Origin of the sequence: Marinobacter maroccanus (assembly GCF_002933275.1) — a bacterium.
GTDB lineage: Bacteria > Pseudomonadota > Gammaproteobacteria > Pseudomonadales > Oleiphilaceae > Marinobacter > Marinobacter maroccanus.
In genome coordinates this window covers 68,928-93,895 of record NZ_PSSX01000003.1, presented here as the reverse complement: position 1 = coordinate 93,895, position 24,968 = coordinate 68,928, and the positions used below count along the sequence as shown (strand labels likewise).

Sequence of the window (24,968 nt, the reverse complement as noted above, 5' to 3'; positions counted from 1 at the left end):
GTCCTCTTTCCAGAGCGGCTCATGCCGCCGCCTCGCAGTAGTTCTTGCCGAATGCAATGAAGTCCCGGTAGCGGGAAATATCGTCCTGCTGCTGAATTCGCTGGCTGTACCAGGGGCCGTCCCGGGTGTCGCCCAGCAGTACGGCGCCGGTCAGCCGCTGATTCCGGATCAGCAGCCGGCAATAGTGGTTCTGTTCGTGGTCCTGCCAGACCACGGATTCGGTGTCCCCGTCGGGGCTGATCTGTCCGCAGGAGAAAATCGGAACCCCGCTGATCTTCAGGCGGGTTGGTGTATCCACCGGCCGATACTCGGCGTCTGGAGTGTTTCCGTTGAGCACGCCTGCAAGCACCTCGGCCTGCTGGTATCCGGGCTCCACCAGTCCGAAGGTGGCGTTTCCCAGCTGACAACACTCACCCAGCGCAGAGACTGCCGGATCGCTGGTGCGTAGCTGCCCGTCCACCAGAATGCCGCGATCGCACTCCAGACCGGCAGTCCGGGCAAGCTCGGTAGCAGGCGTGATACCGGTGGCGAATAGCACCAGATCCGTGCTGACGAGAGTTTCGTCATCCAGCTGGACGGCCCGGACCGTTGATCGCCCGAGCAGAGCTTTGGGAGCGGTTCCGGTGCGAATATTTACGCCCCGCTCTTCCATGTGCTGTTGCAGGAGCTGACCCCCGATTCTGTCCAACTGACGGTTCAGAAGATGGCCGCTGCGGTGCAGCAGGGTGACGGCCATACCACGCTGGCGGAGACCTTCAGCGGCTTCCAGGCCAAGAAAGCCTCCGCCGACGACCACCGCTCGCCGATGGCGGCCAGCAGACTCAATCAGGGTCCTGGTGTCTTCCAGGTCCCGGAAGGTCATGACACCCGGAAGGTCTGCGCCCGGTAGCCCCGGTTTTGCAGGCCGAGATCCGGTGGCCAGCACCAGATGGGTATAGGGTTGCACCCGACCGGATCCGGTGGTCACCGTCTGATCTTCCCGATTGATGGTGACTACCGGTTCTCCGTTGCAGACTTCAATGCCGTTGTTCCGAAACCACTGGTCCTGCTGCAAGGCCAGCGAAGCTTCATTTGTTTCACCGGCGAGCAGCAGCGAGAGTTGTATCCGGTTGTAGGCAGCGGAACCTTCACCGTTGAACACGATGATGCGGGTAAACGGTCTGACTCGCCCACGGCAGAGAGCTTCCAGCAGGCGTTGCGAAACCATGCCGTGCCCGCAGATCACCAGTGTCGATTCAGTGTTTCCTGTCATTTCGCTCGAACCCGTACTTTCCGACCAAACAAAAAAAGCCGGAGCATCTATTCCCAAGGGGAAATCGATGGTCCGGCGCCAATGCCAACAACAATGATCTGATGGTCCGGCCTGATCCTTGGCCGGGACATTCGTCCTTACCAATTGCAAAGCGATCTTCGTGCCAGTTCTTCGAACCTTTAAAAATCATACGGTTAGCGTTTTTCAGGGTTGCTATCACCTGTACGAACACTTGAAAACTGCCCTGCGACGGGGCGGATTGCACGGTTTTGGGCCAGATGCGGTGGCGCGGTAATTGCTGCGCACTGGCAAGAGGTTGGTTACGCGAGTGACTGATCTGACCGTGATTGTCGCATTAGAGGCTGTCTGCCTCCGGAGTCTGTTATGAACACCAAACGTGCCGCCGCCTATAAATCGCCATCCGCGGGCGACTACCTGATTGCCTCGAAAAGCTGCGAGTTGATGAACCTCCAGTACTTCTTGCAGATGGGCAAACTGGTCCAGTGCATCAGCAATCTGGTACATGCACTGCAGTGCGAGCGGGGTGCGTCTAACGTGTTTCTTGGTTCTTCCGGCGAAAAGTTTGCCCAGGAGCGAAAACACCTGGTTGCGACGTCGGATCGGCTCCGTTCGGAGTTCGAGCAGGCCCTTGCCGAGATTCACCAGGAACTCACGGCGCATCCTGTCAGTAGCCGCCTGCTTAACCAGCTTGCGAGCGCCCTTCACGGCCTTGAGGGTCTGCCGGAACTGCGACGGTGTGTGGTGGCCCGGAAAGTAACCGCAGCCTCTGCCACCGAGGATTACAGTACCCTGATCCACAACCTGATTGCGGTGGTGTTTGAGGCCGCAGATACCGCGGTTGACCCCACCATAGCGGGGCTTCTGGTGGCCATGGTGCACCTGATGAACGGCAAAGAATTCTGTGGACAGGAGCGGGCTGTCGGTTCGGCGGGGTTTTCCAGTGGCCGGTTTGATCGTGCACTGTCAGAGCGCATGGCGCACCTGATTGAGGCGCAGGAGCGCTGTTTTGAGGTGTTTAACAGCTTTGCCGATGAGGGTTCCCTGGACCTGTGGGAAAAACTGCGCGAAAACCCCCGTGAGTCCGAAGTTGAAAACCTCCGCCAGCGGGGCACAGCCATTGGTCGTTATAAAGACCTGGACCCGGCCCTGGCCGATGAATGGTTCAGGCTCATGTCTGAGCGGATGGATGAGCTCAAAAAGATAGAGGATTCCGTGGAGGGCTGTTTTCATGCCCGTTGCACCGAGCGTTTTGCCGATGCCAGAAACTCGCTGGCCCACCAGGAAACCCTGATTACTTCCCTGGATGCCCAGGAACCGGCTTCTCAACCCATGTTGGTGCTGTGCGATTCCGGAAACGAACAACAGGCCGGTGAGTCCTGGGCCAGCGATGGTATTGGTCAGCAGTTTGGCCGCTCCATCTTCGATCTGGTCCAGGAGCAGACCCGGCGCCTGCAACAGATGACCGATGAACTGCAGAGTGCCAGGGAAGCTCTGGAAGACCGCAAAACCCAGGAAAAAGCCGTGCTGCTGCTGATGGAACATCGCAGGATCAGCAACGACGAGGCTCACCGGGTATTAAGGAAACTGGCCATGGACCAGGGCCGGAAGTTGCCCGAGGTCGCCCGGGCCCTGGTATCCATGGCGGATGTCCTGAAGTAACCGAAACGTATCACGCCCTGGCGGCCCGGGCCTTCGGTTGCTCACCCTCGGAGGCTTCCGGCTTTCCCGAACGGCGTGGCGAGATGTGTTCCAGCTTGCGCTGTTTCTCGTACAGGAAGCGCAAGACCTCCTGCCGGTAACGCACGTACTCCGGGTTGTCCGCCAGAGTCACCCGGTTGCGGGGCCGGGGCAGATCAATGTAGAGATCCTCACCCACGGTGGCCTCGGGCCCGTTGGTCATCATGATGATCCGGTCTGACAGCAACACCGCCTCGTCCACATCGTGGGTGATCATGATGACGGTGTTATTCAACTCCTGCTGAATCTCCATCAGTGAGTCCTGCAGGTGGGCCCGCGTCAGTGCATCCAGTGCGCCAAACGGCTCGTCCATCAGAAGAACACTGGGTTTCATGGCCAGGGCACGGGCAATCCCCACCCGCTGGGCCATACCACCCGATACCTCACCTGGCCGTTTGTCCGCCGCATGGGCCATATTCACCAGTTCCAGATTGTGATGAATCCAGTCGCGCCGCTCCTGCTTGCCCATCGATTTTCGAAACACCTGCTGCACTGCCAGCTCGACATTTTCGTACACCGTCAGCCAGGGCATCAGCGCATGGTTCTGAAACACCACCGCACGCTCTGGCCCCGGCGAATTCACCTCATGGCCATCCAGCACACAGCCACCCTTGGTGGCCTGAAGCAGGCCAGCCACAATGTTCAGGACGGTGGACTTGCCACAGCCGGAGTGGCCAATCAGGGAAACAAACTCGCCCTTCTGTATCTTCAGATTAATGTTGTCCAGGGCCACAAATGGCCCCTTCGGCGTATCAAACGCCATCTCGACACCAGTCAGTTCCAAATGTGTTTTACTCATGGAAGTCACCTCTCAATCATGCGGAGCTCCGGGCAGGGGATGCCTCCCGGGACCCTCAAAAACATGGATGTTTTTGCGGAGCGTACATGGATGTATTCACCGCGTGTCCCGGGAGGCATCCCCTGCCCGGTGCGGCATACTCCAAACCAGGGCTCATTCGTTCCAGGCAACCCGGCGCTGAATCAAAAGCATCACCCGATCCAGCACAAACCCGATAAACCCGATAGCCAGAACCGCCACCATGATCCTGCTCAGGGACTGGCTGCTGCCGTTCTGGAATTCATCCCAGACGAACTTGCCCAACCCCGGGCTCTGGGCCAGCATCTCGGCCGCGATCAGCACCATCCAGGCAATGCCCAGCGACACCCGAAGGCCGGTGAAAATCATCGGCACCGAAGAAGGCAGAACCACCTTGCGGACATGGGTCCAGAACGACAGCCGCAGCACCCGGGAGACATTCAGCAGATCCGGATTGACCGCGGCCACACCGACACTGGTATTGATCAACGTGGGCCAGAGACTGCACAGGGTGACCGTGATCATGGAGGTCAGGAACGACTTCTCGAACATCGGGTCATCGCTCACATAGGTTGCTGAGACCACCATGGTCACCAGCGGCAACCAGGCCAGCGGTGACACCGGCTTGAACACCTGGATCAGCGGGTTGACCGCCGCCTGGAAATGCCGGTTCAGGCCCACCACGATGCCCAGGGGCACGGCGATGGCGGTCGCCACGATGAATCCGGCCAGGACAGTAACCAGACTGGTCAGGATCTGGTCGGGAAAAGTGGGGGCACCGGGGTAATCCCGGATCCTGACCTCAGCCTCAGGGTTGTCCGCCAGAATCCGGGCGTTCCGCTCTTCCTGCATGGCAATGAACTTGTCGGCCCGCTCACGTTGGTTGACGTGCTCCTGCCAGAGTTGCCCCGATTGTTCCAAGACCTGTGCCGGGCCCGGGAAGCTGCCCAGTGAGGTATCCACCTGCGGTGCAGCCAGATGCCAGAAACCGACAAATACCAGAATACCTATCAGTGGCAGCAACATCTGGCGCCCGGTGGCGGCGAGCTGGCCGGGTGTCAGCGACTCACCGAGGGACCTGAATCTCTGGCCCAGCCAGCGCGGCGGCTGGGAGGTGTTTTTGGCCGAAGTAATCGTAGTCATGGTTATCAAACCTCCTTGCAAACCCGGTTACGGGGTTTGCGTACCTTTCAGGCCGATGTCGAAACCGTCGATATAGGCGTTGGGTGTTCGGGGGGTGAAGGCGATACCGTCAATCAGCTCGCCCTGTTGCGGGCGCTGAAAGTTCTCGGCATCGAAGTCCGGAAAATCCGAGGCCTTCAGCGTGCCGTCGGCAATCAGTGAACGAGCTGCCTGCTGGTAGATGTCGGCCCGGTAAACCCGGGCTGCGGTTTCCATATACCAGTCGTCCGGCTTGGCCTCGGGTATCTGGCCCCAGCGGCGCATCTGGGTGAGATACCAGATGGCATCGGACGGATACGGGTAGGTGGCGTGATACCGGAAGAAGACATTGAAATCCGGGACTTCGCGAACGTCGCCTTTTTCATACTCGAAGGTACCGGTCATGGAGTTGGCAATCACCGCCTCATCGGCACCCACATAGCTGGGCCGGGCCAGGATTTTCACGGCCTCGTCCCGGTTGGCATTGTTGTTCTCATCGAGCCAGTGGGCGGCGCGAATCATGGCGCGAAGCAGGCGCAAATGGGTGTTCGGGTAGTCCTCAGCCCACTGACGGGTCACGCCGAAGACCTTTTCCGGGTTATTCGGCCAGATCTCATAGTCAGTAATCACCGGAACGCCGATGCCCATGAACACTGCCTGCTGGTTCCAGGGCTCACCCACGCAGTAGCCCTGGATGGTGCCCGCCTCCATGGTGGCCGGCATCTGCGGCGGTGGCGTCACCGACAGGTGCACGTCGGCTTCCAGGGTGCCGCTGGTGTCGCCGCGCTGGGGGGCGTAGTAGCCGGGGTTCAGTCCGCCGGCTGCCAGCCAGTAGCGAAGCTCATAGTTATGGGTGGACACGGGAAACACCATGCCCATTCGGAACCGTTCGCCCCGATCCCGGGCCGCTTCCACCACGGGCAGAAGTGCACTGGCGCTGATCGGGTGCTCGGGCTTGCCGTCGGCATTATCGGGGATATGCTGGCTCATGGTGTCCCAGACATCATTGGAAACCGTTATACCGTTACCGTTCAGGTCCATGCTGAAGGCCGTGATGATATCGGCCCGGGTGCCGTAGCCAATGGAGGCGCCGAGGGGCTGGCCGGCGAGCATGTGGGCGCCATCCAGCTCCCCGGTAATCACCCGGTCCAGTAGCACCTTCCAGTTCGCCTGTGCTTCCAGTTCCACAAACAGGCCTTCGTCCATAAAGAAGCCCTGTTCCCAGGCAATCGCCAGGGGCGCCATATCGGTCAGCTTGATAAAGCCGAGCTTGAGGTCCGGCTTCTCGGCCGGACCAATTTCCGCCTGAGCCCCCGTGCTGACTGTCCAGAAGGTGGCTGTTAGCAGAATTTGAGTCAGCCAGCGGGCGGTTCTTCGTGTGAGCGTGTACATGGATATACCTCATTCTGTTTGGCCCAAACGCAAAAACGCCCGCTCTCCGTTGCCGGAAAGCAGGCGTCTGTGCCTGGGGATCAGTTTTCTGTTGAGTCGTAACGCGCGTCTCTGCTTGGCGTCTTGCACGGGCCGTGCCATATCGGCTGGTCTCGATAAAACAACGAGTTAGGAGAGTTCTTCGAGAAGGCGGCAGGTATGGTGAGCGGGTATTCGTCTGGTTTTAGTGCGTGGTAGGGCAGGTTTGCACCACTTTGATACCGGATTTGATGGTTGGCCCGGAGCCTTGGCGCATTGATGCGGGGCTGAAATCCTCGAGAGCCGCCATAGTCGGTGTCTGGAAGAGCCCGGAGCCGCCCTCGATCGGAATGGCCCTGTTATTGCAACCGGTTATGCGACTGTTCAAGACAACCTGATTCCATTGGCAAAGAAGCCCGCCCCTGATGCGCCTCCAAGGCATCCGGATTGGCGGGCTTTTTTTATGAAACCCGAGGAGGTGCTGTGACCGGTACCAACAAAAAACCGGCGACGGTTCAAACCACCTGCCCGTATTGCGGTGTGGGTTGTGGATTGAGCGCAACGCCATCTGCGACCCGCGGGGATGAGACACATCCGGCGAATCTGGGGCGCCTTTGCGTGAAGGGCTCTGCCTTACACGAAACGCTGACTCCTGATGGACGACTGTTGCGGCCTGTTGTTCACGGTCGTGAAAGTGCCTGGCCGCAGGCAGTGGCGGAAGTGGCCCGACGGATTCGTGAATCAGTGGCGCTTCATGGGCCCGGGTCTGTGGCCTTCTATCTCTCCGGTCAGTTATTGACGGAAGATTATTACGTGGCCAACAAACTGGCCAAGGGGTTTATCCGCACACCCAACGTGGATACCAATTCCCGCCTGTGCATGTCGTCCGCCGTCGCTGCCCATAAAAGGGCCTTTGGCGGGGATCTGGTTCCTGGCTGTTATGAAGACCTGGAACTGGCCAACCTGTTGGTGCTGGCGGGCAGCAATGCCGCCTGGGCGCATCCGGTGCTCTATCAGAGAATGCAGGCTTCGGCGCGACCCGGTCGTCGTGTGGTGGTGATTGATCCCCGTAAAACCGCCACCAGCGATCTGGCGGATCTGCATCTGGCCATCCGTCCCGGGACCGATACGGTGCTGTTCAATGGCTTACTGGTCTGGCTGGCCGACCAGCAGACTGTTGACCATGGTTACCTGGCTGATCATTGTGAAGGTTTTGACGACAGTCTCAGCGCTGCCAGATCCGCGGCACCCTCTCCCGAAGCGGTGTCCAGGATCTGTGAGCTGCCGTTAGAAGATGTCATTACCTTTTACCGATGGTTCGCAGAAGAGCAGCGCACGGTGACGGCGTTCTCCCAGGGCATCAATCAGTCTTCGGCCGGCACCGACAAGGGCAACGCCATTATCAACTGCCATCTGGCCACAGGCCGGGTGGGCAAGCCCGGCGCCAGCCCCCTTTCCCTGACCGGCCAACCCAATGCCATGGGTGGCCGGGAAGTGGGAGGGCTGGCCAACACCCTTGCCGCTCATATGGATTACGACAGCCCGGGTGCCCGGGACCGCGTGGCCCGGTTCTGGGAGACCGAGGCGGTCCCAGATGGACCGGGCATGAAAGCCGTCGACCTGTTCGATGCGGTTGAGCGGGGTGATATCAAGGTGTTGTGGATCATGGCCACCAACCCTGCGGTCAGTTTGCCGGAGACCCATCGTATCCGGCGGGCCCTGGACCTGTGTCCGACTGTCATTGTGTCTGATTGCGTCAGGGACACAGACACCGCCCGCCATGCAGACATCCTGTTGCCGGCGGCGGGTTGGGGTGAGAAAGACGGCACGGTTACCAATTCCGAACGCTGCATTTCCCGTCAGCGGCGCTTTCTGCCGTTGCCCGGAGAGGCCAGGCCCGACTGGTGGATCGTCAGTGCGGTGGCCCGCGCCCTGGGACACCAGGCGGGCTTTGACTATGAAAGGCCCGCGGACATTTTCCGGGAACATGCCCGGTTGTCGGGGTTCGAGAACGCCGGTCAGCGTTTCTTTGATATTTCCGGGCTTGCGGAGTTGAGCAATGAACAATACGAGTTGCTTGAGCCTGTCCAATGGCCGGTTACCGCGGCGGCGTCTGATTCCAGGCGACTGTTCACTGACGGTCGCTTTGCGACCGCCAACGGGCGCGCCCGCCTGATACCGATTGCCTCTCGATTACCGGCCAGGAATCCGAATGAAGCGTTTCCGTTGATCGTGAATACGGGCCGTATCCGGGACCAGTGGCACACCATGACCCGGACAGCCCGGTCCAGCCGGTTGCTGGCCCATCGCCCCGAGCCGTTCATTGAGGTGCATCCCGAGGATATTCGGGCGCTTTCCCTCACCCCGGGGGCATTGGCAACACTGAAGAGTGCCCATGGGCACTTTGTCGGCCGGGTGCGCAGTGCGCCGGAGCAGCGGCGTGGTGAGGTGTTTGTGCCGATCCACTGGAACGATCAGTTCACCGGGCAGGGTCTGGCTACAGCGCTTACTGACAGCCTGGTGGACCCGATATCCGGGCAACCGGAGGCCAAGCAAGGTCGTGCTACCCTCACCCACTGGCCTGCCCGTTGGTATGGACGTTTGCTGGTGCGACGGGATCGTCCGAAACGCTGGAAGGCAGACTACTGGGCCCAACAGGTTCTGCCCGATTGCGATAGCTGGATCGTTGCGGGGCAGTGCAACATGGATTGGAAAAGTGCTGTGCCAGACTGGCTCGGCGGCCAGCCGCAGCTGGTGATGGAAGACGTCCGCGAAGGCCGCTTCCGGGCGGCGCGGTTGCGCAATGGTCAATTGGAGGCGGTACTCATGGTGGATCGTGACCCGGCTGCACTGCCATCCGTGGACTGGCTGGTCAGCTGCTTTAGTCAGCCAGAGCTCGACGAGGCGAGCCGGCGCGGCCTGCTGGCGGCAAAGGCCGTCGATGGGGATGATGCCGGCAACCTGGTTTGCAGCTGCTTCCAGGTTGGGGACCGACAGATTCAGCAGGCGATTGGGCGGGGTGCCAACAGCGTCGATGCCCTCGGTCGTGAGCTCAAGTGCGGCACTAACTGTGGGTCCTGTGTGCCGGAGATACGGAGCCTCCTGGTTGCCGCTACCGAGTCGGTTTAAGCGGGCTTAGCATCTGCACCGGAACCCTATAACGCACCCCTTTCGAGTGCCCGATACCGTCTACGGTGCAGGTCTTTCGATTAACCCGGATAATCTGCCCGTGCAGTTCCCGCCGGCCGGCACCAAAACGCACGGTATCGCCCACCTGCCAGTGGGCCATCTGTTGCCTTGTGTCCACAGGCTCGAAGGGCGTATCCGGTAGCGCCAGACCCTGTTCCCTCGCCTCATCTGCCAGGGCCTTACGGGTCGCTTGCGCGGTCCCGCTCTCGTGCAACTCATCCAGAATGGTGTAGAAATGGCGGTTGTGCACGGATCCGCGATATCGCTGGCCGGCACTTTGCTGCAGGAGATGGGCAAACTCGTGGCAGCAGGTGTGTGCGAGCAAATTCAGGGTGCTCAGTTCCCCACCGAAGTAACCCCGTTTCCGGATCTCCCGGCCCGACAGCCAGCCGCTCGCCGTCTCCGGCTGGTGCTTGGCGGCAATCATGCGGGCACCGTAGGTGATCAGGTGTTGCCGGTCTCGAGAATCGTAACGGTGATAGGTGGCCTGGCCGGACCCAACCCGGCAATGCAGGACGCTGCCCGGATTGCGTTCCCGGACCCACTGCTCCGCCGGTTGCCAGAGCCAGTGCCGGGTGACGGCGCACATGAGCTCGCCGAGGCTGATGGCGGTCTGGGTTGGTAAGGGCGTTTTCTGCAAACTTGGGTACCTGGCTACTTCACGGTTGCGTAAGAATAGACAAGCTTAACGTTCGAATTTACGGTTTGCTATGGTCTGCTTTCCCAATGTTGTTTAGAGTCTTTCCACATTTTGTGTAGTGGTAGTTTCAGGAGACGCCTTTTCATCATGAAGGCCGAGGAGCTCCCGCTTTCTATACAGGGTGACCAGGCGGAGAAGGCAGACGAAGCCGCCGCCTGAACCCTCAACGCTAATCAGACAAATTGTCACCAGATATCAATAAGTGGTGACAGTTTGTCTGATTCCGGCTCCTCCCAGTCTTCCCGGGCGCAACTCCAAAGCCTGTTCCGAGAGCACGGCGGCCAGCTTCGCCTGAGCGAAGCGCTGGCCCGGGGCTATAGTAGGTACCCCCGATCGAAAACCCGGATCTGGCGGCTGCCGCTACCCGTTTTCCCAATGCGGTGTTTTGCCTGATTTCCGCGCTGGCCTTCAGTGCGGGCATTGACCGGGTGGACGTGGATGGCATCTTCGTAAACGTATACAACTCTGAGAAAACCCTGGCGTACTGTTTTAAGTTCCGGAGTCGCATCGGCATGGATGTGGTGATTGAGGCTCTGGAACTTTATCGCTCCCGGAAAACCTTCCGTCCCGGCAAGCTGATGGAATACACCAGAATCTGCCGGGTCGCCAATGTGATAGCGTCCTATCTGGAAGCCAAAAGAGAGAGGCTGGTCCAGGTTTTGTAGTACTCTCTTGTTGGGGGAGTAAAAAAGGAATAATTTGTACTCATGGATGTGTTTGAATTTGACTAAACCAAAAGCCACGCAAATCTGGACAAGCATGGCATTGATTTCGTTGATGCCCAACAGTTGTGGAAAGACCCGTATTTGCTGGAAATAAAGGCAAAGTGCGTGGATGAGCCCCGTTATTTACTGATTGGCAAGATTGGGGACAAACACTGGTCGGCCGTTGTGACATACCGGGAAGGGAGTATTCGCCTGATTTCTGTCAGGCGTTCCCGAAAAAAAAGAGGTTGAGCTTTATGAAAGCTAAAGATTTCGACAAGAAGTTTGATGAGGCCCAAGGGGACGTGGTTGAGGATCTTGATTTATCTTCTGCCCGGCGGGTGAATCAGGAACAAAAGCGAATCAATGTTGATTTTCCGGCGTGGGTCGTAGAGTCTCTGGACCGTGAGGCTGCGCGTATTGGCGTTACTCGTCAATCGATTATCAAGGTCTGGCTCGTTGAGCGTTTACAGGCTGAGGCGGCTAATAAGCCGCTCAATTAAGACAATGCCAGTGGTGTCAACTAACGGCAAATGTTATCGGTGCCTCTCGCGAACCGTCAATGTGGATAAAACTTCGTAGAAAACGTCATCGTCGGCGCTAATCGTAACCCATGATGACGGGTGGTTCGACGTGGCGATAAAAGCAGTGGTGTAGTCGTTTACAGTTGCAGAGAACCCGTAGACTCCTTCGCCCAATTTCAGTTTTATCACGTCACCAAAGGATTTCTTTGCTTCCCTGAAACCATGTCTGACCTCCTCAACTGCCGTTGAAAAGTCGGCGTTGGTTTCCATCGTTGCTACAGAGCCCACTAATTCTGACCCGCGCCAAATCTTTGTTTCAGAGGGTTGGATATCGACAGTATCAAACCGATCTTGATTGATTTCGAACGCCAAGTTGTTGGAGGTGCGAAACTCAATGGATGCCTGGTCAGTTACAGCACAACCTGAGATCAGGCTGGCCAAAACAATCCTTAAAATTATGAATGTTCTCATTACCGATTGTATTTCGATGTAAAACTGCTGGCAGGCTGCTGAATTCGGGGCCCGGGTGAGTGGCGGGTATGTATTATTCTGAAATCATTTCGCCATTTATCCGCAATGACGTTGAACTCTCAGCAGGCCCCTGGAAGGTAACAAGCGATTGAGCTTGGCCGTTCGGTACAATAAATACGGTTCTAAAGTCCCCCTGAACTACTCCAAATACCTGAGCTTCGGGAATTTGCTCCATCCAAATTGGTTTACTTGAACCCTGATTGGCACTCTCAAAAAGCGTCGTTGAGGTGTCAATCGCTGAACTTGAGCTTACTGTACTTGGAATCTCCTCCGATCTGACAAAACCTACGACCCGGTTGTTTCTCAAAAATACAAGCTCGCCATCCCTCATCTTCACAGAGGAGAACATCTTTTCTGGTACTTCTATAGCTAGTTCGCTGTATGGTTGAATGACCAATGACGATTGGGATGCGCAGCCGGAGAGAAGAAGTAAAAATGATAAAGCTAGGGCTATCCTTGCCATGGTGGGAGTCTCATCTCAATGTCGTTTCGATAGAGGATCTGAACTGGCCAGAACGAACAGTTCGGCAAAGCCAGCTTACCTTCACTTCGTTCTGCAAAAAAGGTTTTCCTGCCTCGCGAATCAGGCGTAAAGCCCATTTTGTGATCCTGCGTGTTGGTCGTAGTAGGTCCTGTGGAGACGGAACAGCATCAACCCATCTACTACAATCGACGGTTTCCACGAGCATATGGGCGATAGCGCGCACGGTTTCTTCGGTTACGCTGCTTTCAGTGAATCCTGAAGCAACAGAATGGCCGTAGAACGCCTTAATGATGGCTCTGATTTTATCAATGTCTTCGGCCGACAATTGACTATCCATTTTTTTCATCCCTGCAAAAGCAGAAGGACCCCTGCGGGGCCCTTCTGGCGTGATTACGCCTCGATCGGCGAACGCCAGTCGTCAGCACCGGAAGTACCGGCAACGGCGTGTTCCCAGGTTACCTTGCGGTAAGACAGGGAAACGGTGACCAGCTGAGTGAAGTCGGCGTTCCCGGCGTCCTGGCAGTGGGGCATGTTGCAGTTGATGTCGATGATGGTGGCATCTTCGAGGATGGTGGAGAAGAAGTGCTCCTGCTTGCCCTCAACAGAGGTGCGGTACCACTTCAGCTCGACCTTGGGCAGCATCTCGCCGGAGGCCAGGGCGTTGTACATCAGCGGGGTGGCCTTGTTCAGGGCGGAGGTGAACTTGAACGGCTTGTGCACGCGCTGGCCGGAAGGCTGACCGGACTGGGGGTCGGTCGGTACGGTAACGACGTGGCTGAATTCCTGAACCAGCACTTCGTCTTCGTGGCCTTCCACGTAGATGTTGCCGACGGAATCGGAAGTGAATGCGCCGGCAGTGATGTTGCCCTGGGTTTGGCCTTCGATACTGATATAACAAGGAGTTGGCATAGTCTGCTCCATGACTTGTGAATGAATAGTGTCCCCGGGGTGTTCCCTGGACGCCGAGTTTCAGTACAAAGCCTGTGCCAGAAGAGATAATTGTGTTGAAAACAGTGGGTTGTCGTTTTTCTCGGAGATGCTCAGGGATTGCCAGGCAATCCCGCGCCCGAACGCTAGGCGACGGATTGCTGGCGGGGCAAGAACTTGCTCGGCCAATGGCCGCTTCAGCCCAGGCCGAGGGCTGCCAGCAATGCCAGGAGCAATAACCCGGATACACCCTGCCAGAAGGCCACGGGATTGCGCTCCATTAATGGCGGCCGATGACGCTTGTGCCAGTCAACGGGAGGGTGTCGCAAGTTGTACAGGTATTCCGAGAGCGCCGGGTAGCGTCTGTGGGCCTGGGGGTGAACCGCTTTTTCGATGGCATCGTCGACCCACCCGGGCAGACTCTCCCGGAACTGTCGAGCAGGCTGATATTTCAGGTTTCTAAGCTGGTTTCGGCTGTGAATTTTTGGCACTTCCGGGCCGTAGGGTAGCTGGCCGGTGAGCAGCTGGTAGGTAATCACGCCCAGGGAGAACTGGTCCGATAACCAGCTGCCCGGCTCGCCGAGAAAGGTCTCCGGGGCACTGTAAAGCGCTGCTCCCCGAGGAACGGCCTGCTCGCCGATATCAGAGTCCTCCAGGCCGGCGACCCGGGTGGCACCGAAATCGATCAGGGTGGCGGTGCCATGGGCATCCACCAGCACATTTTCCGGTTTCAGGTCCTGGTGCACCATTTCAAGCCGGTGGAATGCCCGCAGGCCTTTACCGATCTGCTCGATGAGATTACGCACGGTTTCGAGGGTCGGCGCCGGGTTATCCAGCATCCATTGCCGCAGGGTACAGCCTTCCACGAACTCGGTGGCCTGGTAGAGAAAGCTGGGGTGCCGGTCTGGTCGGAACGGCCTGACAACATGAGCGTTGTTGATTCGCCGGGCAATCCACTGCTCGGTGGAAAACTGTTCCAGGTAGACCGGATCATGCCGCTGTTCCAGTGATGGCATCTTCAGCACCACCCGGGTTTCGGTTTCCTCATCCACGGCCAGGTAGACGTGGCTACGGCTGCTGGCATGAATCTGCCTCAGAATCCGGTAGCCATCCAGACGGTGTCCCGGCTGCAGTTCCGGCGCAAACGGTAGCCTGGCCAGCTCGTGAAACAACTCGCTGCTTTCCCGCGCTGAAGGTACCGAGTCGATCCGAATGATCTGGGCAGTCAGGTTGTCAGTGCTGCCCCGCTCGAGGGCTGCGGCTGCCAGCTGGCGGGCGGCTGCGTCCAGGTCACCGGCAGCTTCCCGAATGATGCGGGCCATGGTTCGCTCGTCCAGGTGTTCATGGATGCCGTCGGTGGTCAGCAGGAACGTGTCGCCGGGTTGGATCGGCAGGCTTTGATAATCGATGTCCAGTTGATTGCTGATGCCCATGGCGCGGGTCAGGCAGCTGTCTTCCCGGGAGAGCCAGAGCCGGTGATCGGTGCTGAGCTGTTCCAGCTGGTCGTGGTGAACCCGGTAGATGCGGGTATCGCCAATGTGAAACAGATGCGCGGTCGCGGACCTGAGCACCATCACGCTCAGGGTACAGACATACCCGCGGTCGCGGTCATAGCGGTATTGGCTTTGCCGGGTCTGGGCGTGGAGCCAGGCATTGGTTGCCCGTAGCACACGCTGGGCGGACTGTTTGACAGACCAGCTTTCCGGGGTGGAAAAGTAGTCGCTGAGAAAACCCGCAACGGCGGACTCGCTGGCAATCTGACTGACATTGCTTGAGCTGACACCGTCGGCGATGGCAACGGCGATGCCCTTGGTAATCAGCTGATGGCCCGTCGGAACCAACAATCCGTGGAAGTCCTGGTTTACTGGGTTTGCGCCGGCGTCAGAGTACTGGCCGGCGGAAATGGCAAGGGACCTGGTCATTGACAACTGGAGTTTCCCCGATAAACGAAAAAGCAACTCCGGCGGGTGCGGCAGCCGGAGTTGCAGGAAGACCCGGCTTAGTTGGTGCGGGCCAGGGCAGCGTCGCTGTAGGCTGCTGCAATCTTGCGCTTGGGTGCGGTGCGCACGTGGGTGGTGTAGAGGGTAAGGCCGGTAAAGGCCAGGCCGCCCACCAGGTTACCCAGCACGGTGGGAATCTCGTTCCACCACAGGTAGTCCATCACTGAGAACTCGCCGCCCATGATGATGGCGGACGGGAACAGGAACATGTTCACGATAGAGTGCTCAAAGCCCATGAAGAAGAACAGCATGATGGGCATCCACATGGCCAGTACCTTGCCACTGACGCTTGTGGAAATCATGGCGCCAACCACGCCCATGGATACCATCCAGTTGCACAGCATGCCGCGAATGAAAATGGTGGCCCAGCCGGCAGCCCCGAACTCCGCGTAGCCAAGCGTGCGCGCTTCGCCAACACTGGCGATCTTCGCGCCAACGGCACCCGGGTCGGTATTGAAACCATAGGTGAAGATAAAGGCCATCATGAAGGCGACGGTCAGCGCGCCGCCCAGGTTGCCAAGGAATACCCAGCCCCAGTTGCGCAGTATGGCTGCCGGGGTTATGCCGGGGCGCTTATCAAGCAATGCCAGGGGTGTAAGCATGAACACGCCGGTCAGCAGGTCAAAGCCCATCAGGTAGAGCATGCAAAACCCGATCGGGAACAGGATAGCGCCGATCAAAAAGACTCCGGTCTCGACCGCTACAGTGATGGCGAACGCTGCAGCCAGCGCCAGAATGGCGCCGGCCATGAAAGCCCGGATGAGGGTATCCCGGGTGGACATATAAATTTTGGATTCGCCGGCGTCGACCATTTTGGTGACGAATTCCGAAGGCACGATGTAAGACATAGTGTTTTCCTCTGACTTCTATCGGATGACCAGACTTTTGAAACGGCCATAAAAAAACGGCGATACCCGCTGCCTGCAATCTGCAGGTGCAAGTAGACGCCGTCGTCTGAATAAATCTGTCGCTGTGAACAGAACCGACATTGGTTCCGCTGTCTGAGAAGTTGCAGAGACTGTGCCAGAATCGCAGGTTGCCTGGAAACCGGAATTAAATCAGAAGGGTAAGAATTTTCGTGCTGTGGTTGCCGGGCTCGGCAGAAGAGGCGACCTCCGCTCTCACGCACCTGATCGGTGCGTTCCCATTGACCGCTGCTGCAACCTGGCGCAGCAGGGCAACGTCTCAGCGAAGACTGAAGCGTACGGGCAAGGCGTAGCGGAATTTCTGGCCTGCAATTGCTTCCGGCACTGATGGCAGAGGCGCTGCCTGTTCGAGCATGGCCAGCGCCGACTCGTCCAGAAGCTGATGTCCGGAGCTGGTTCTGAGGCTGTGGGCCACCAGGGATCCGTCCCGTTGAAACTCGAACACAATCACGGGTGTGCCTTCCTGGCCAAGGCGCCTCGCCCTGCGTGGATATTCATAGTATTGGGCAAGATGGCGGCTGAGTTTGGACAGGTAATTATCCACTTCCGATCTAACGCCAGCGTTTTGCAGTGCAACGGTCGCCTGTGACTGTTTCTCTGTTGCAGTCTCTGCCGGATCACCGCTCGGTGTTTCCGCTTCCGCGACCTCTTCGGCAACCTCTGGCTCGGGCGTTGGTTCCGTTACCGGCTCAGGTTCCGGCTGGGGTTCCGGCTCAGGCTCAGGCTCTGGCTCTGGCTCTGGCTCTGGCTCTGGCTCGGGTTCCGGTTCTGGCTCAGGTTTGGAGTCGGGTTCGGGTTCGGGTTTTGACTCTGGTTTTGGCGCGGCGTCGGGTCTCGGCGCGGGTTCGCCGGCCAGCTTGATTCTGATGGCCGGCGCTGTGTTGACCGCTGATTCGCCCAGGGTGTTGAGCTCCACCGTCTCTTCGGGAGCGGCGATCGCTAGTGCGACGAAGGTCACTACCGTTGCGAGCAGCAGAAGTGCCCACCGGAAGGGCGGCTGTTGCGGCATCATTGGCCAGGCTCCGTCAACAGCAGAATATCCTGATACCCGGCCTGTTCAAGCAAGCGGAAGAGTGTTTCCAGGTCTGCCATGGTGATGCTCTCGGCAGCGGCGATTTTCAGGGGTTGCTGGCCATCAGGTTCCGGCAGCCTGACAACCAGGGATTCCTCGTTGAGCAGCTCACCGTCGACCTGCCACTTTCCGTTGGCGCTGACAATCATGTCCGCGTGAGGAGACTGCCGGTCTTCGGCCTGCTCGGTGGCGGGCAATTCTGGCAGTGGGGCATCGGCCAGCTGGCCGGCAACGATGAAAAACATCAGCAGCAGGAACACCAGGTTGATCAACGGCAGAAGCGCATCTTCCACGCGTTCCATCAGGGTTTTGCCGGAGGTAAACGGAGGTGGAACCAGATCGCTCATGGTGTTGTCGCGTTTGTCCGCTTCCAGTGAGTGTCGATGCCGCTGTCAGTCAAAGCACTCAGGGCAGCAGTGAAAGCTCCCAGGGGTGTGTCGCCCGTTGTGGAGAGGTTCACTTCGGTGATACCGGCTTCAGACAGCTCGGTGACCAGGCGGTCCAGGGCTACCGGCTGGCCCTGCCACCTTACGTCGCCGTTGGCCGTTACCGTCAGCTCCGGTAGCGGCTCTCCGGTGACCGGGCTGCGGCTCGATGTGTTATTGGCCAACTCCAGGTAGTCCACGGGCAATAGCCGGGTGGTCAGCATAAAGAACACCAGGAGTATGAAGACCACATCGATCAGGGGCGTGATCCGGATGGGAATCGCACGGTTTGGCCTGGGCTCAACCAGTTGCATGGGCGAATCGCTGACCCCGGGCGGTTGAGTAACGGTCGGGCTCGTCGTCGGCGGTTTCGGCGGTACGCTGGCTTTCCGGCGACTGGTAATCTGCTTCAACGGCGTCCAGTGTCTGCTCCGGCACGATATGCAGAATGGAAACCAGTGTGCTGTTGATAGTCTTGTGGATGCGTCGCAGTCGGAACTCGATCCACGCAGCCAGTGCAGCAAACGGTATGGCCACTACCAGGCCCGCGGCGGTGGTGGTCAGGGCTTCGTAAATTCCGCCGCTGAGTTGGGTGGCATTGGCTCGGCCCTCGGTAGCCGCCATGGCGCTGAACGCCTCCATCATCCCCAGTACCGTTCCCAGCAGGCCGAGAAGGGGTGCCAGGGCTGCGATCACTTCGATGATCTTCAACGGTGCCTCGAAGGGCTCCAGGGCATGTTGCGCATCCCGTGCGGCGGTTTCCCGGATCTGCTGGTCGTCCTGACCGTTCTGAATGGCCTCAATCGTGTCAGTGACCAGATGCTGCAACGGATTCATCCGCCCCCAGCGGCCAGCCTGATGTCGGACGTAGGACGGTTGCACCGACGCCGGATCCTTCTGCCAGTTCATTACGGTTTTTTTAAGCCGGCCAGACAAACGCGGTGCATAGAGGGCCCCGAGGAGCATCAGATAGACAAAGGTAACGACGCCGAATATCGCCAGCACTACGAGCACCAGCATCACAGGGCCACCCATATCAACGAGTTGGGCGAGCGGGCCGGTGTTCAGGGGCAGATTGAGGTCCGTCATGAGAGGTGATCTCATAATGTAAAAATGGAACTTAATAATAACGATTATCATTAAATTTGCAAGCGTGTAATCTGACATCGCCAGCCTCTCTGTTAGACTTAAGTCAGATATAAGAGCCACAAAAAAGCGTGAGAACGGAGGTCAGGTCATTACCGGTTGTCGAACCCGCTGCGGAGTCTGGATGTCATGCTGATCAAGCGATGGTTGGGCAGCCTGGCGAATCGGGCCGTTGCGCTGGTGGTTGTTGCGATCATACTGACGGCCTTGCTGGTAACCGTCGCCGGTTTCTTGCTGAGTCGCTCTGAGCTGGAACAGCAGGCCCGGAACCAGGTGGAAACCATTGCCACCCTGATTGCCGGGGAGCTGGATGACAAGCTGGCTCTGCGCCTCGAAGCACTCAACCACGTAGCCCAGAACCTGACCATGTCCAGCGATGTTCTGGACGCAAGGGCCCGGGTTCTGACCCGTCGGCAAACGGCCCTGGAGCATTTGTTTGATGCGGTCTACCTGATGGATGAAAAGGGCCTGGTTATTGCCGAGCATCCGGAGGATTACCAGCAGGCGGGGTTGAACGTCAGTAATCGGGAATATTTCCAGCGTATTTCCTCCACGCTCACACCGGTGATCAGCGAACCCTACATTTCCAACTATCAGGAAAAGCCGGCCATCATGGTGGCTGCGCCGATTTTCGACCACCGCCAACGGTTCATTGGTGTGCTTGGTGGCGCCATAGCCCTGGATGGCAACAATTTTCTTGATCAGTTCATCAACATCCGCATAGGAACTACCGGTTCTCTCGGAGTGGCAACCCGCAGCGGTTTTGTGGTGGTCAACCAGCGGGACGACGAGGCCATGACGCCGGTTCGGGTAGCGAACCCTGTACTCCGGGAGGCCATGGAAGGCTTTGAAGGAACTCTGGATACTCGAGACAGTAATGGTGAAAAGACCATCATGTCGGTGCAGCAGCTGACCCAGGTTCCCTGGTTCGTGTCTGCTTCCTGGCCGGCTCGGGAAGCCTTGGCGCCGATAACCCGCACCGTGGATGCCCTGGTTTGGATTCTGCTTGTGGTCATCCTGTTGATTGCGCCCCTCGCGCTTTGGCGCTTCCGGCGCTTGATGGCGCCGCTGAAAACCTTGGGCGTTCAGATCCGCGAGCGTCATCTGGGGATGCGCTCCGATCCGGTGGATGTCTCCGGAGGCAAGGAAATCCGCCAGGTCGCGGAAATCTTTAACACCGTGACCGATGAGCGGGACGAGGTTCTGGTATCGCTTGCTGAAAGAGAGGCTTTTTTCCGTTCCCTCACCCAGAGCGCGCCTATCGGCATCGTCCAGACCGATGTTCTGGGACGTATCGAATTTGCCAACCCGGCCTTCGAGGCTATCGTCGGCCAGCCGGCAGAAGAACTCACCTACAGTTACCTGGCCAATCGAGTGCACAACACCGACAGACTGGAGGCGACTGCCGGTTGGAAGAATGCGATCAGGAACCAAAGCGTTTTCAGGGGCCGGTTAAGGTTGAAATCCCCTGCTCCCGATCGGGTGATCTGGGCGGATATGATGACGGCAGCAATCCATACGCCGGACAAGGCCCTCGGTACCATCACGGTAGTCCGGGATATCTCCCATGAGCTGGAGGTGGAAGAGGCGCTCAGAACAGAGCAGCAGCGCGCTGAGACGATTCTTCGCGTGCTGCAGGAAGGCGTTCTCATGGTGGACGTTGAAGGTGTGATCCGGTTTGCCAACGATGCCGCCTGTCGGCTGCTGGGAACAGACGGTGAGTGCGTACTCAGGAACTTTTTCCAGCTGGTCACCATTGAAACGGAAGACCGTGAATTTACGGCGCAGGAGTTCCTGTCCGGAGAAGATCTGGACAGTCTTTATGTGACCTTGCGGAACTCGCTGGGTGTGCCATTCCCCATTGATCTCACCATGTTGCACATACGCCAGGGCCGCGAAGATGAACGCCTGGTGTTTGTGTTGCGGGACGACAGCGACCGCCGGCGACAGGAAGAGCGGCTGTCCTGGGAGGCAACCCACGACAGCCTGACCCAGTTACTCAACCGGCGTGCGTTCAATGCCTCGCTGGTCCGATGTCTCGGAGAGGCCGATCGCCAGGAAGTCCGGTCGGTATTGATGCTCATTGATCTCGACTACTTCAAGCCGGTTAACGATGAAGGCGGTCACCTGCTCGGCGACGATTTGCTTAAACGGCTGGCGGATCTGTTCAAGGACTCGGTTCGCCAATCCGATACCGTGGCCAGGCTCGGCGGGGATGAGTTCGGCATTATTCTGCCTGCCTGTGGCATGGCAAGGGCCCAGGCTCTGGCGGAACGGATCCGCGCGGATGTTGAGGCTCTTCGCCTTGAGCATGACGGCCGGTCATTCGGTGTAACCACGAGTATCGGCCTGACGGAACTGACACCGGAAGACAGCGGCCCCCGGGAGGTTATGGCCCGGGCGGATGAGGGTAGCTACATCGCCAAATCCCGGGGACGTAACAGGGTTGTTGTGGTTCCGTCACCACCAGCCGGCTGAGAGACTGGCCTGCCATAGCAGGTGGATCGCAAGCGCGGTCAGCACGATATTGAAGATCAGTGTGAACTTCCGGTTGCTCAGGGTGCTGAGTACATGGAGCCCGAGCCAGGTGCCGGCGAAGCCACAGGCGATCATGGCGAGGATGAACGGCAGCCATTCGAAGAACATGAATCCGGCGGCTCCGAATACCAGCGCCTTCGGGGCGTGCTGCAGCGTCATGGCAGTGGCGAAGGTGGCCACCGTTTTGAACCGGTCGGTATGAATCTGCTTGATAAACGCCGCAACCAGCGGCCCGGTGGCGCCCACGAACAGGCTGACAAAACTGGTGAGCGTCGACGCCAGAAACACACCCGGGGCACCGAAGGCACCCTTTGGTAGCGCCGGCCCCCAGCAAAGATAGAGAACGAACAGGGCGATGGTCAGCTGCCAGATGTGGGCCGGGAGATTCACCAGTAACCAGGCTCCAAGCGCCGCGCCTGCGATCACACCGGGCAGGAACGCGGCAATCACCCGCCAGTCAACGTGCCGCCAGGTCAGTGCCGCCCGACCAATATTGGAGCCCAGCTGGATCATGCCGTGAACCGGGATGATCGCCGCCGGAGGCATCCAGCTGGCCATCAGTACCAGCAGCAGAACGCCGCCACCTGCGCCGAGGCTGGCGGTGATCATCGAGGTAATGGTGGAGCTGGCAAGCAGGAAAACGGCGACTGGAAGGCTCAGGCTTTCAGGTATCAGTTGGTTGAGTACTTCCATTCACAGAATTCCGTTGATTTCAGTTTGGCCGTGCGACACAGGGCCTCGGTTGCCAGTTGAACGTCGGCAACATAATAGAGTGAGGCAAGCCCCAGACGATCCCGTCCAAGATTGTGGAAAATCAGGCCGAAGGCAATATCACCGGCGGTGAAGCGTTCGTGGTTGGCGGCAAAATATTCCGCCGGCTTTGCCAGCACTGGGTCGTCCAGCAGCGCCTGAACCCGTCCGGCGCCGCCATGATACGCCTGAACCAGCAGGAGGGTGAACAAACGGTCCCTTTTGGCTTCCGGCAGGTGACCAAAGCGTTGCTGGAAAACCGGTGCCAGATTGCGGGCATTCTGGTTCATCAGGCGCAGGGCGCAGTCGATCTGTGCCAGCCGGTGCCAGAAATTGTCGGGGGCAATTTCGCAGTCGGAGAGTGCGGCGGGTGAGAGCTGCAGGATTCCCCTGGCGTTTGCCCGGGAATGGGCTCTTGCCTGCGCTCCACTTTCAATCAGGATCTGGCCGGCCAGATGTCGGGGCAAGGCTTGCGGCAGGGTCAGGCGGTTCTGATTGCTGCGGTGTTCGTATACGTAAATCAGCGCGTCATGCAGGCTTTCCGTAGCACCGCTGTCGGCAAAGTTGAGGTCGTCCCAGGCGCCCCAGATCCGGTCTGCCGGCAGGGTGCCAAGATAGCGGGCAACGGCTTCATCGACGTTTACATGGGGCTGGTCGCAGGAAAGGGCGAACGGATAGCCTGTCTGTCCGGTCTCCCCGGCAACCCAGTCTTCTACCTTGCCATTCTCATACAGTGATTTCCGGGTGGCGTTCAGCAGCCGCTGGGTGCTGTCGCGGTCTTCCCCGTCACTGATCCAGGCCAGAAACCGGCCGCGCATGTCGTACAGAACGTGGCGATCGGCACTGGCGCAATAGCCGGATTCCTTCAACACCCAGCGTCTGATGGTGAGAATGTTTTCAAACACCCCCTGGCTGACCCAGTAGGGCGAGGAACGGACAACGCGGGTCCAGTCGCTGTCGTCACTGGTGGCTGGGGGCGTTTCCTGGGCGGCAACGGTCACCGATGCCACCAGGATGAAAATCACGGCAAGCTGGCGTAAGCTCTTGAGAATTCTGACCATAGACGTTATACCCGTGACCTTCCTTAAAACAGAATAACAAATGGAACCTGCCATGAAGCAATCTGAATACCTACGTTACGATGCTACTGCGCTCGCTGATCTTGTTCGCCGGGGCGAGGTCACTTCAAGGGAAGTATGCGAGGCGGCCGTGGAACGGGCAACCCGCGTGAACGGCACGCTGAACGCGATCTGCTATCCCCAGTTCTCCGAAGCGCCAGCCCAGCATTTCCCCGATCAGGCCGTGTTTGCCGGCGTCCCTCTGCTGCTGAAGGACCTCGCCCAGGAACAGGCGGGGCATCCGTGTACCTATGGCAGTCGCGGGATGACAAAGAATATTGCGCCCCAGGACTCGGAATTCGTCCGCCGGGCCCGGGACGGCGGTCTGGTTTTCCTGGGGCGAACGGCCACGCCGGAGTTTGGTCTGAAAGCGGTTACCGAATCTGAGCTCTGGGGGCCAACCCGTAACCCCTGGAACACGCAGCTAACCCCGGGTGGCTCCAGTGGTGGTTCCGGCGCCGCGGTCGCCGCTGGCATTGTGCCCATGGCGGGCGCCAACGACGGTGGCGGCTCCATCCGCATTCCCGCAGCCTATAACGGCCTGTTTGGCCTCAAGCCATCCCGTGGTCGCATTTCCTCGGGTCCGTTTATGGGCGAAGCCTGGACCGGGGCATCCACAGATCATGTGGTAAGCCGAACGGTCAGAGACAGTGCGGCGATGCTGGATGTGCTGAAAGGGCCGGCGCCAGGCGATCCGTTCGAGATTCCTGCACCGTCTGCCGCCTACGCAGAGCTGATGCAGCGGTCTCCGGGCAGCCTGAGAATCGGGGTGTTTACATCTTCACCGTACGATACGGAGGTTGCGCCGGAGTGCGTTGCTGCCGTGGAGGAAACGGCCCGGATTCTTGAGAACCTTGGTCACAGGGTTGAGTACGCTGCGCCGGAATTCGATGGCATGGCTCTCGCCCGTTGCTATCTGGGCCTTTATTTCGGCGAAGTGTCGGCGCTGATGGCGAAGGCGAAAGAGCAGTTCGGCGCCACCGACAGCGATTTCGAGCTGGATACCCGGCTGATTGGTATGCTTGGAGAGACCATGCCGCTCTCTGATTATGTCCGCAGGCGCCAGCAGTGGAACGATTTTGCCAGGGCGCTGGGCGCGTTCTTCGGGAGTTATGATCTCTACCTCAGCCCTACCACCGGGCAGTTGCCGGCGGCCATCGGCGAACTGGAAACGCCGGCCCATCTCAAATTTGCGGCACGCCTGATGCTGAAGCTGAAGGCCGGTAAGCTGGTGCACCGCTCTGGCCAGGTGGATCAGATGGCTCTGGAAAGCCTGGCGCGAACGCCCTTTACCCAGCTGGCCAACCTCACCGGGACACCGGCCATGTCTGTGCCGATGCACTGGACAGCCGAGGGTTTGCCAGTGGGGGTGCAGTTTGGCGGTCCTCATGGCGCCGAGGCGACCCTGTTGCAGCTGGCGGGCCAACTGGAAGAGGCAAGCCCCTGGTTCAGCAATTATGAAAAACTTGAGGGTGCGTTTTGAGTTATCCGGGGTTGTGATCCGGCTGGGGAAACTCCACGTTTATCTTTGTAGCC

The 24,968-nt window shown here is 58.8% G+C and carries 24 protein-coding genes; 6 read left to right on the top strand and 18 right to left on the bottom strand.

Annotation, left to right across the window (positions count from 1 at the left end; genetic code table 11):
• Positions 1-19 precede the first annotated feature (19 nt).
• Positions 20-1,252 carry an NAD(P)/FAD-dependent oxidoreductase gene (locus tag KEHDKFFH_RS05050; protein WP_192875746.1) on the bottom strand — a complete coding sequence of 411 codons (1,233 nt, stop codon included), beginning with the start codon at positions 1,250-1,252 and terminating at the stop codon, positions 20-22.
• 384 nt (positions 1,253-1,636) lie between these two features.
• On the opposite strand from KEHDKFFH_RS05050, the gene KEHDKFFH_RS05045 reads away from it, so the two are divergent.
• Positions 1,637-2,932: a nitrate- and nitrite sensing domain-containing protein gene (locus KEHDKFFH_RS05045; RefSeq protein WP_104320902.1), complete on the top strand. Its 1,296-nt coding sequence runs from the start codon at positions 1,637-1,639 to the stop codon at positions 2,930-2,932.
• 10 nt (positions 2,933-2,942) lie between these two features.
• On the opposite strand, the gene KEHDKFFH_RS05040 is transcribed toward KEHDKFFH_RS05045, so the two are convergent.
• The 3 genes from KEHDKFFH_RS05040 to KEHDKFFH_RS05030 all read right to left on the bottom strand — a co-directional run bounded on the left by KEHDKFFH_RS05040 (position 2,943) and on the right by KEHDKFFH_RS05030 (position 6,380).
• On the bottom strand, positions 2,943-3,809 hold the full coding sequence (locus tag KEHDKFFH_RS05040; RefSeq protein ID WP_104320901.1) for an ABC transporter ATP-binding protein: 867 nt from the start codon (positions 3,807-3,809) through the stop codon (positions 2,943-2,945).
• Positions 3,810-3,962: 153 nt separating this feature from the next.
• Positions 3,963-4,970 carry an ABC transporter permease gene (locus KEHDKFFH_RS05035; protein ID WP_104320900.1) on the bottom strand — a complete coding sequence of 336 codons (1,008 nt, stop codon included), beginning with the start codon at positions 4,968-4,970 and terminating at the stop codon, positions 3,963-3,965.
• A 27-nt stretch (positions 4,971-4,997) separates the two neighbouring features.
• Positions 4,998-6,380 carry a CmpA/NrtA family ABC transporter substrate-binding protein gene (locus KEHDKFFH_RS05030; protein WP_104320899.1) on the bottom strand — a complete coding sequence of 461 codons (1,383 nt, stop codon included), beginning with the start codon at positions 6,378-6,380 and terminating at the stop codon, positions 4,998-5,000.
• Positions 6,381-6,881: 501 nt separating this feature from the next.
• Between KEHDKFFH_RS05030 and KEHDKFFH_RS05025 the strand changes: the two genes are divergently transcribed.
• Positions 6,882-9,527, top strand: a complete 2,646-nt coding sequence (locus tag KEHDKFFH_RS05025; protein ID WP_104321093.1) for a nitrate reductase — start codon at positions 6,882-6,884, stop codon at positions 9,525-9,527.
• Here the strand turns inward: KEHDKFFH_RS05025 and KEHDKFFH_RS05020 are convergent.
• Both KEHDKFFH_RS05020 and KEHDKFFH_RS20215 read right to left on the bottom strand, forming a co-directional pair.
• Positions 9,511-10,176, bottom strand: coding sequence for a hypothetical protein (locus KEHDKFFH_RS05020; protein WP_104321094.1), 666 nt, complete (start codon positions 10,174-10,176; stop codon positions 9,511-9,513). The genes KEHDKFFH_RS05025 and KEHDKFFH_RS05020 overlap by 17 nt on opposite strands.
• A 425-nt stretch (positions 10,177-10,601) precedes the next feature.
• A complete protein-coding gene (locus KEHDKFFH_RS20215; RefSeq protein ID WP_192875754.1) occupies positions 10,602-11,072 on the bottom strand; it encodes a hypothetical protein in 471 nt (156 codons plus the stop codon).
• A gap of 3 nt (positions 11,073-11,075) precedes the next feature.
• On the opposite strand from KEHDKFFH_RS20215, the gene KEHDKFFH_RS20570 reads away from it, so the two are divergent.
• Both KEHDKFFH_RS20570 and brnA read left to right on the top strand, forming a co-directional pair.
• Positions 11,076-11,243 (top strand): BrnT family toxin, encoded by a 168-nt coding sequence (locus tag KEHDKFFH_RS20570; protein WP_422385684.1) that lies wholly within the window; start codon positions 11,076-11,078, stop codon positions 11,241-11,243.
• A 5-nt stretch (positions 11,244-11,248) separates the two neighbouring features.
• The gene (brnA, locus tag KEHDKFFH_RS05005; RefSeq protein ID WP_104320898.1) at positions 11,249-11,494 is read left to right on the top strand and encodes a type II toxin-antitoxin system BrnA family antitoxin; all 246 of its coding nucleotides are present in this window, start codon (positions 11,249-11,251) and stop codon (positions 11,492-11,494) included.
• Between the two features lie 33 nt (positions 11,495-11,527).
• On the opposite strand, the gene KEHDKFFH_RS05000 is transcribed toward brnA, so the two are convergent.
• The 10 genes from KEHDKFFH_RS05000 to KEHDKFFH_RS04965 form a co-directional block, all read right to left on the bottom strand.
• Positions 11,528-11,956, bottom strand: a complete 429-nt coding sequence (locus KEHDKFFH_RS05000) for a hypothetical protein (RefSeq protein ID WP_104320897.1) — start codon at positions 11,954-11,956, stop codon at positions 11,528-11,530.
• Positions 11,957-12,059: 103 nt separating this feature from the next.
• Positions 12,060-12,509 carry a hypothetical protein gene (locus tag KEHDKFFH_RS20050; RefSeq protein WP_146084192.1) on the bottom strand — a complete coding sequence of 150 codons (450 nt, stop codon included), beginning with the start codon at positions 12,507-12,509 and terminating at the stop codon, positions 12,060-12,062.
• Between the two features lie 10 nt (positions 12,510-12,519).
• Positions 12,520-12,867 (bottom strand): hypothetical protein, encoded by a 348-nt coding sequence (locus tag KEHDKFFH_RS20045; RefSeq protein WP_146084191.1) that lies wholly within the window; start codon positions 12,865-12,867, stop codon positions 12,520-12,522.
• Between the two features lie 53 nt (positions 12,868-12,920).
• Positions 12,921-13,439 (bottom strand): Hcp family type VI secretion system effector, encoded by a 519-nt coding sequence (locus KEHDKFFH_RS04995; RefSeq protein ID WP_008176957.1) that lies wholly within the window; start codon positions 13,437-13,439, stop codon positions 12,921-12,923.
• 215 nt (positions 13,440-13,654) lie between these two features.
• On the bottom strand, positions 13,655-15,379 hold the full coding sequence (locus KEHDKFFH_RS04990; RefSeq protein WP_104320896.1) for a bifunctional protein-serine/threonine kinase/phosphatase: 1,725 nt from the start codon (positions 15,377-15,379) through the stop codon (positions 13,655-13,657).
• Positions 15,380-15,456: 77 nt separating this feature from the next.
• The gene (locus KEHDKFFH_RS04985; protein WP_104320895.1) at positions 15,457-16,305 is read right to left on the bottom strand and encodes a formate/nitrite transporter family protein; all 849 of its coding nucleotides are present in this window, start codon (positions 16,303-16,305) and stop codon (positions 15,457-15,459) included.
• A 337-nt stretch (positions 16,306-16,642) separates the two neighbouring features.
• On the bottom strand, positions 16,643-17,395 hold the full coding sequence (locus KEHDKFFH_RS04980; protein ID WP_104320894.1) for an energy transducer TonB: 753 nt from the start codon (positions 17,393-17,395) through the stop codon (positions 16,643-16,645).
• Positions 17,392-17,802 (bottom strand): ExbD/TolR family protein, encoded by a 411-nt coding sequence (locus KEHDKFFH_RS04975; protein WP_104320893.1) that lies wholly within the window; start codon positions 17,800-17,802, stop codon positions 17,392-17,394. Before KEHDKFFH_RS04975 ends, KEHDKFFH_RS04980 begins: the two co-directional genes overlap by 4 nt.
• Positions 17,799-18,194 carry an ExbD/TolR family protein gene (locus KEHDKFFH_RS04970; RefSeq protein ID WP_104320892.1) on the bottom strand — a complete coding sequence of 132 codons (396 nt, stop codon included), beginning with the start codon at positions 18,192-18,194 and terminating at the stop codon, positions 17,799-17,801. Before KEHDKFFH_RS04970 ends, KEHDKFFH_RS04975 begins: the two co-directional genes overlap by 4 nt.
• The gene (locus KEHDKFFH_RS04965) at positions 18,181-18,969 is read right to left on the bottom strand and encodes a MotA/TolQ/ExbB proton channel family protein (protein ID WP_104321092.1); all 789 of its coding nucleotides are present in this window, start codon (positions 18,967-18,969) and stop codon (positions 18,181-18,183) included. The genes KEHDKFFH_RS04970 and KEHDKFFH_RS04965 overlap by 14 nt, the downstream gene beginning before the upstream one ends.
• Before the next feature lie 186 nt (positions 18,970-19,155).
• On the opposite strand from KEHDKFFH_RS04965, the gene KEHDKFFH_RS04960 reads away from it, so the two are divergent.
• Positions 19,156-21,504, top strand: a complete 2,349-nt coding sequence (locus KEHDKFFH_RS04960) for a sensor domain-containing diguanylate cyclase (protein WP_104320891.1) — start codon at positions 19,156-19,158, stop codon at positions 21,502-21,504.
• Here the strand turns inward: KEHDKFFH_RS04960 and KEHDKFFH_RS04955 are convergent.
• Positions 21,487-22,257 (bottom strand): sulfite exporter TauE/SafE family protein, encoded by a 771-nt coding sequence (locus KEHDKFFH_RS04955; protein WP_104320890.1) that lies wholly within the window; start codon positions 22,255-22,257, stop codon positions 21,487-21,489. The two genes, KEHDKFFH_RS04960 and KEHDKFFH_RS04955, sit on opposite strands and share 18 nt — an antisense overlap.
• Positions 22,236-23,375, bottom strand: coding sequence for a lysozyme family protein (locus tag KEHDKFFH_RS04950; protein WP_104320889.1), 1,140 nt, complete (start codon positions 23,373-23,375; stop codon positions 22,236-22,238). The genes KEHDKFFH_RS04955 and KEHDKFFH_RS04950 overlap by 22 nt, the downstream gene beginning before the upstream one ends.
• 52 nt (positions 23,376-23,427) lie before the next feature.
• On the opposite strand from KEHDKFFH_RS04950, the gene KEHDKFFH_RS04945 reads away from it, so the two are divergent.
• Positions 23,428-24,915: an amidase gene (locus tag KEHDKFFH_RS04945; RefSeq protein WP_241956435.1), complete on the top strand. Its 1,488-nt coding sequence runs from the start codon at positions 23,428-23,430 to the stop codon at positions 24,913-24,915.
• Positions 24,916-24,968 lie beyond the last annotated feature (53 nt).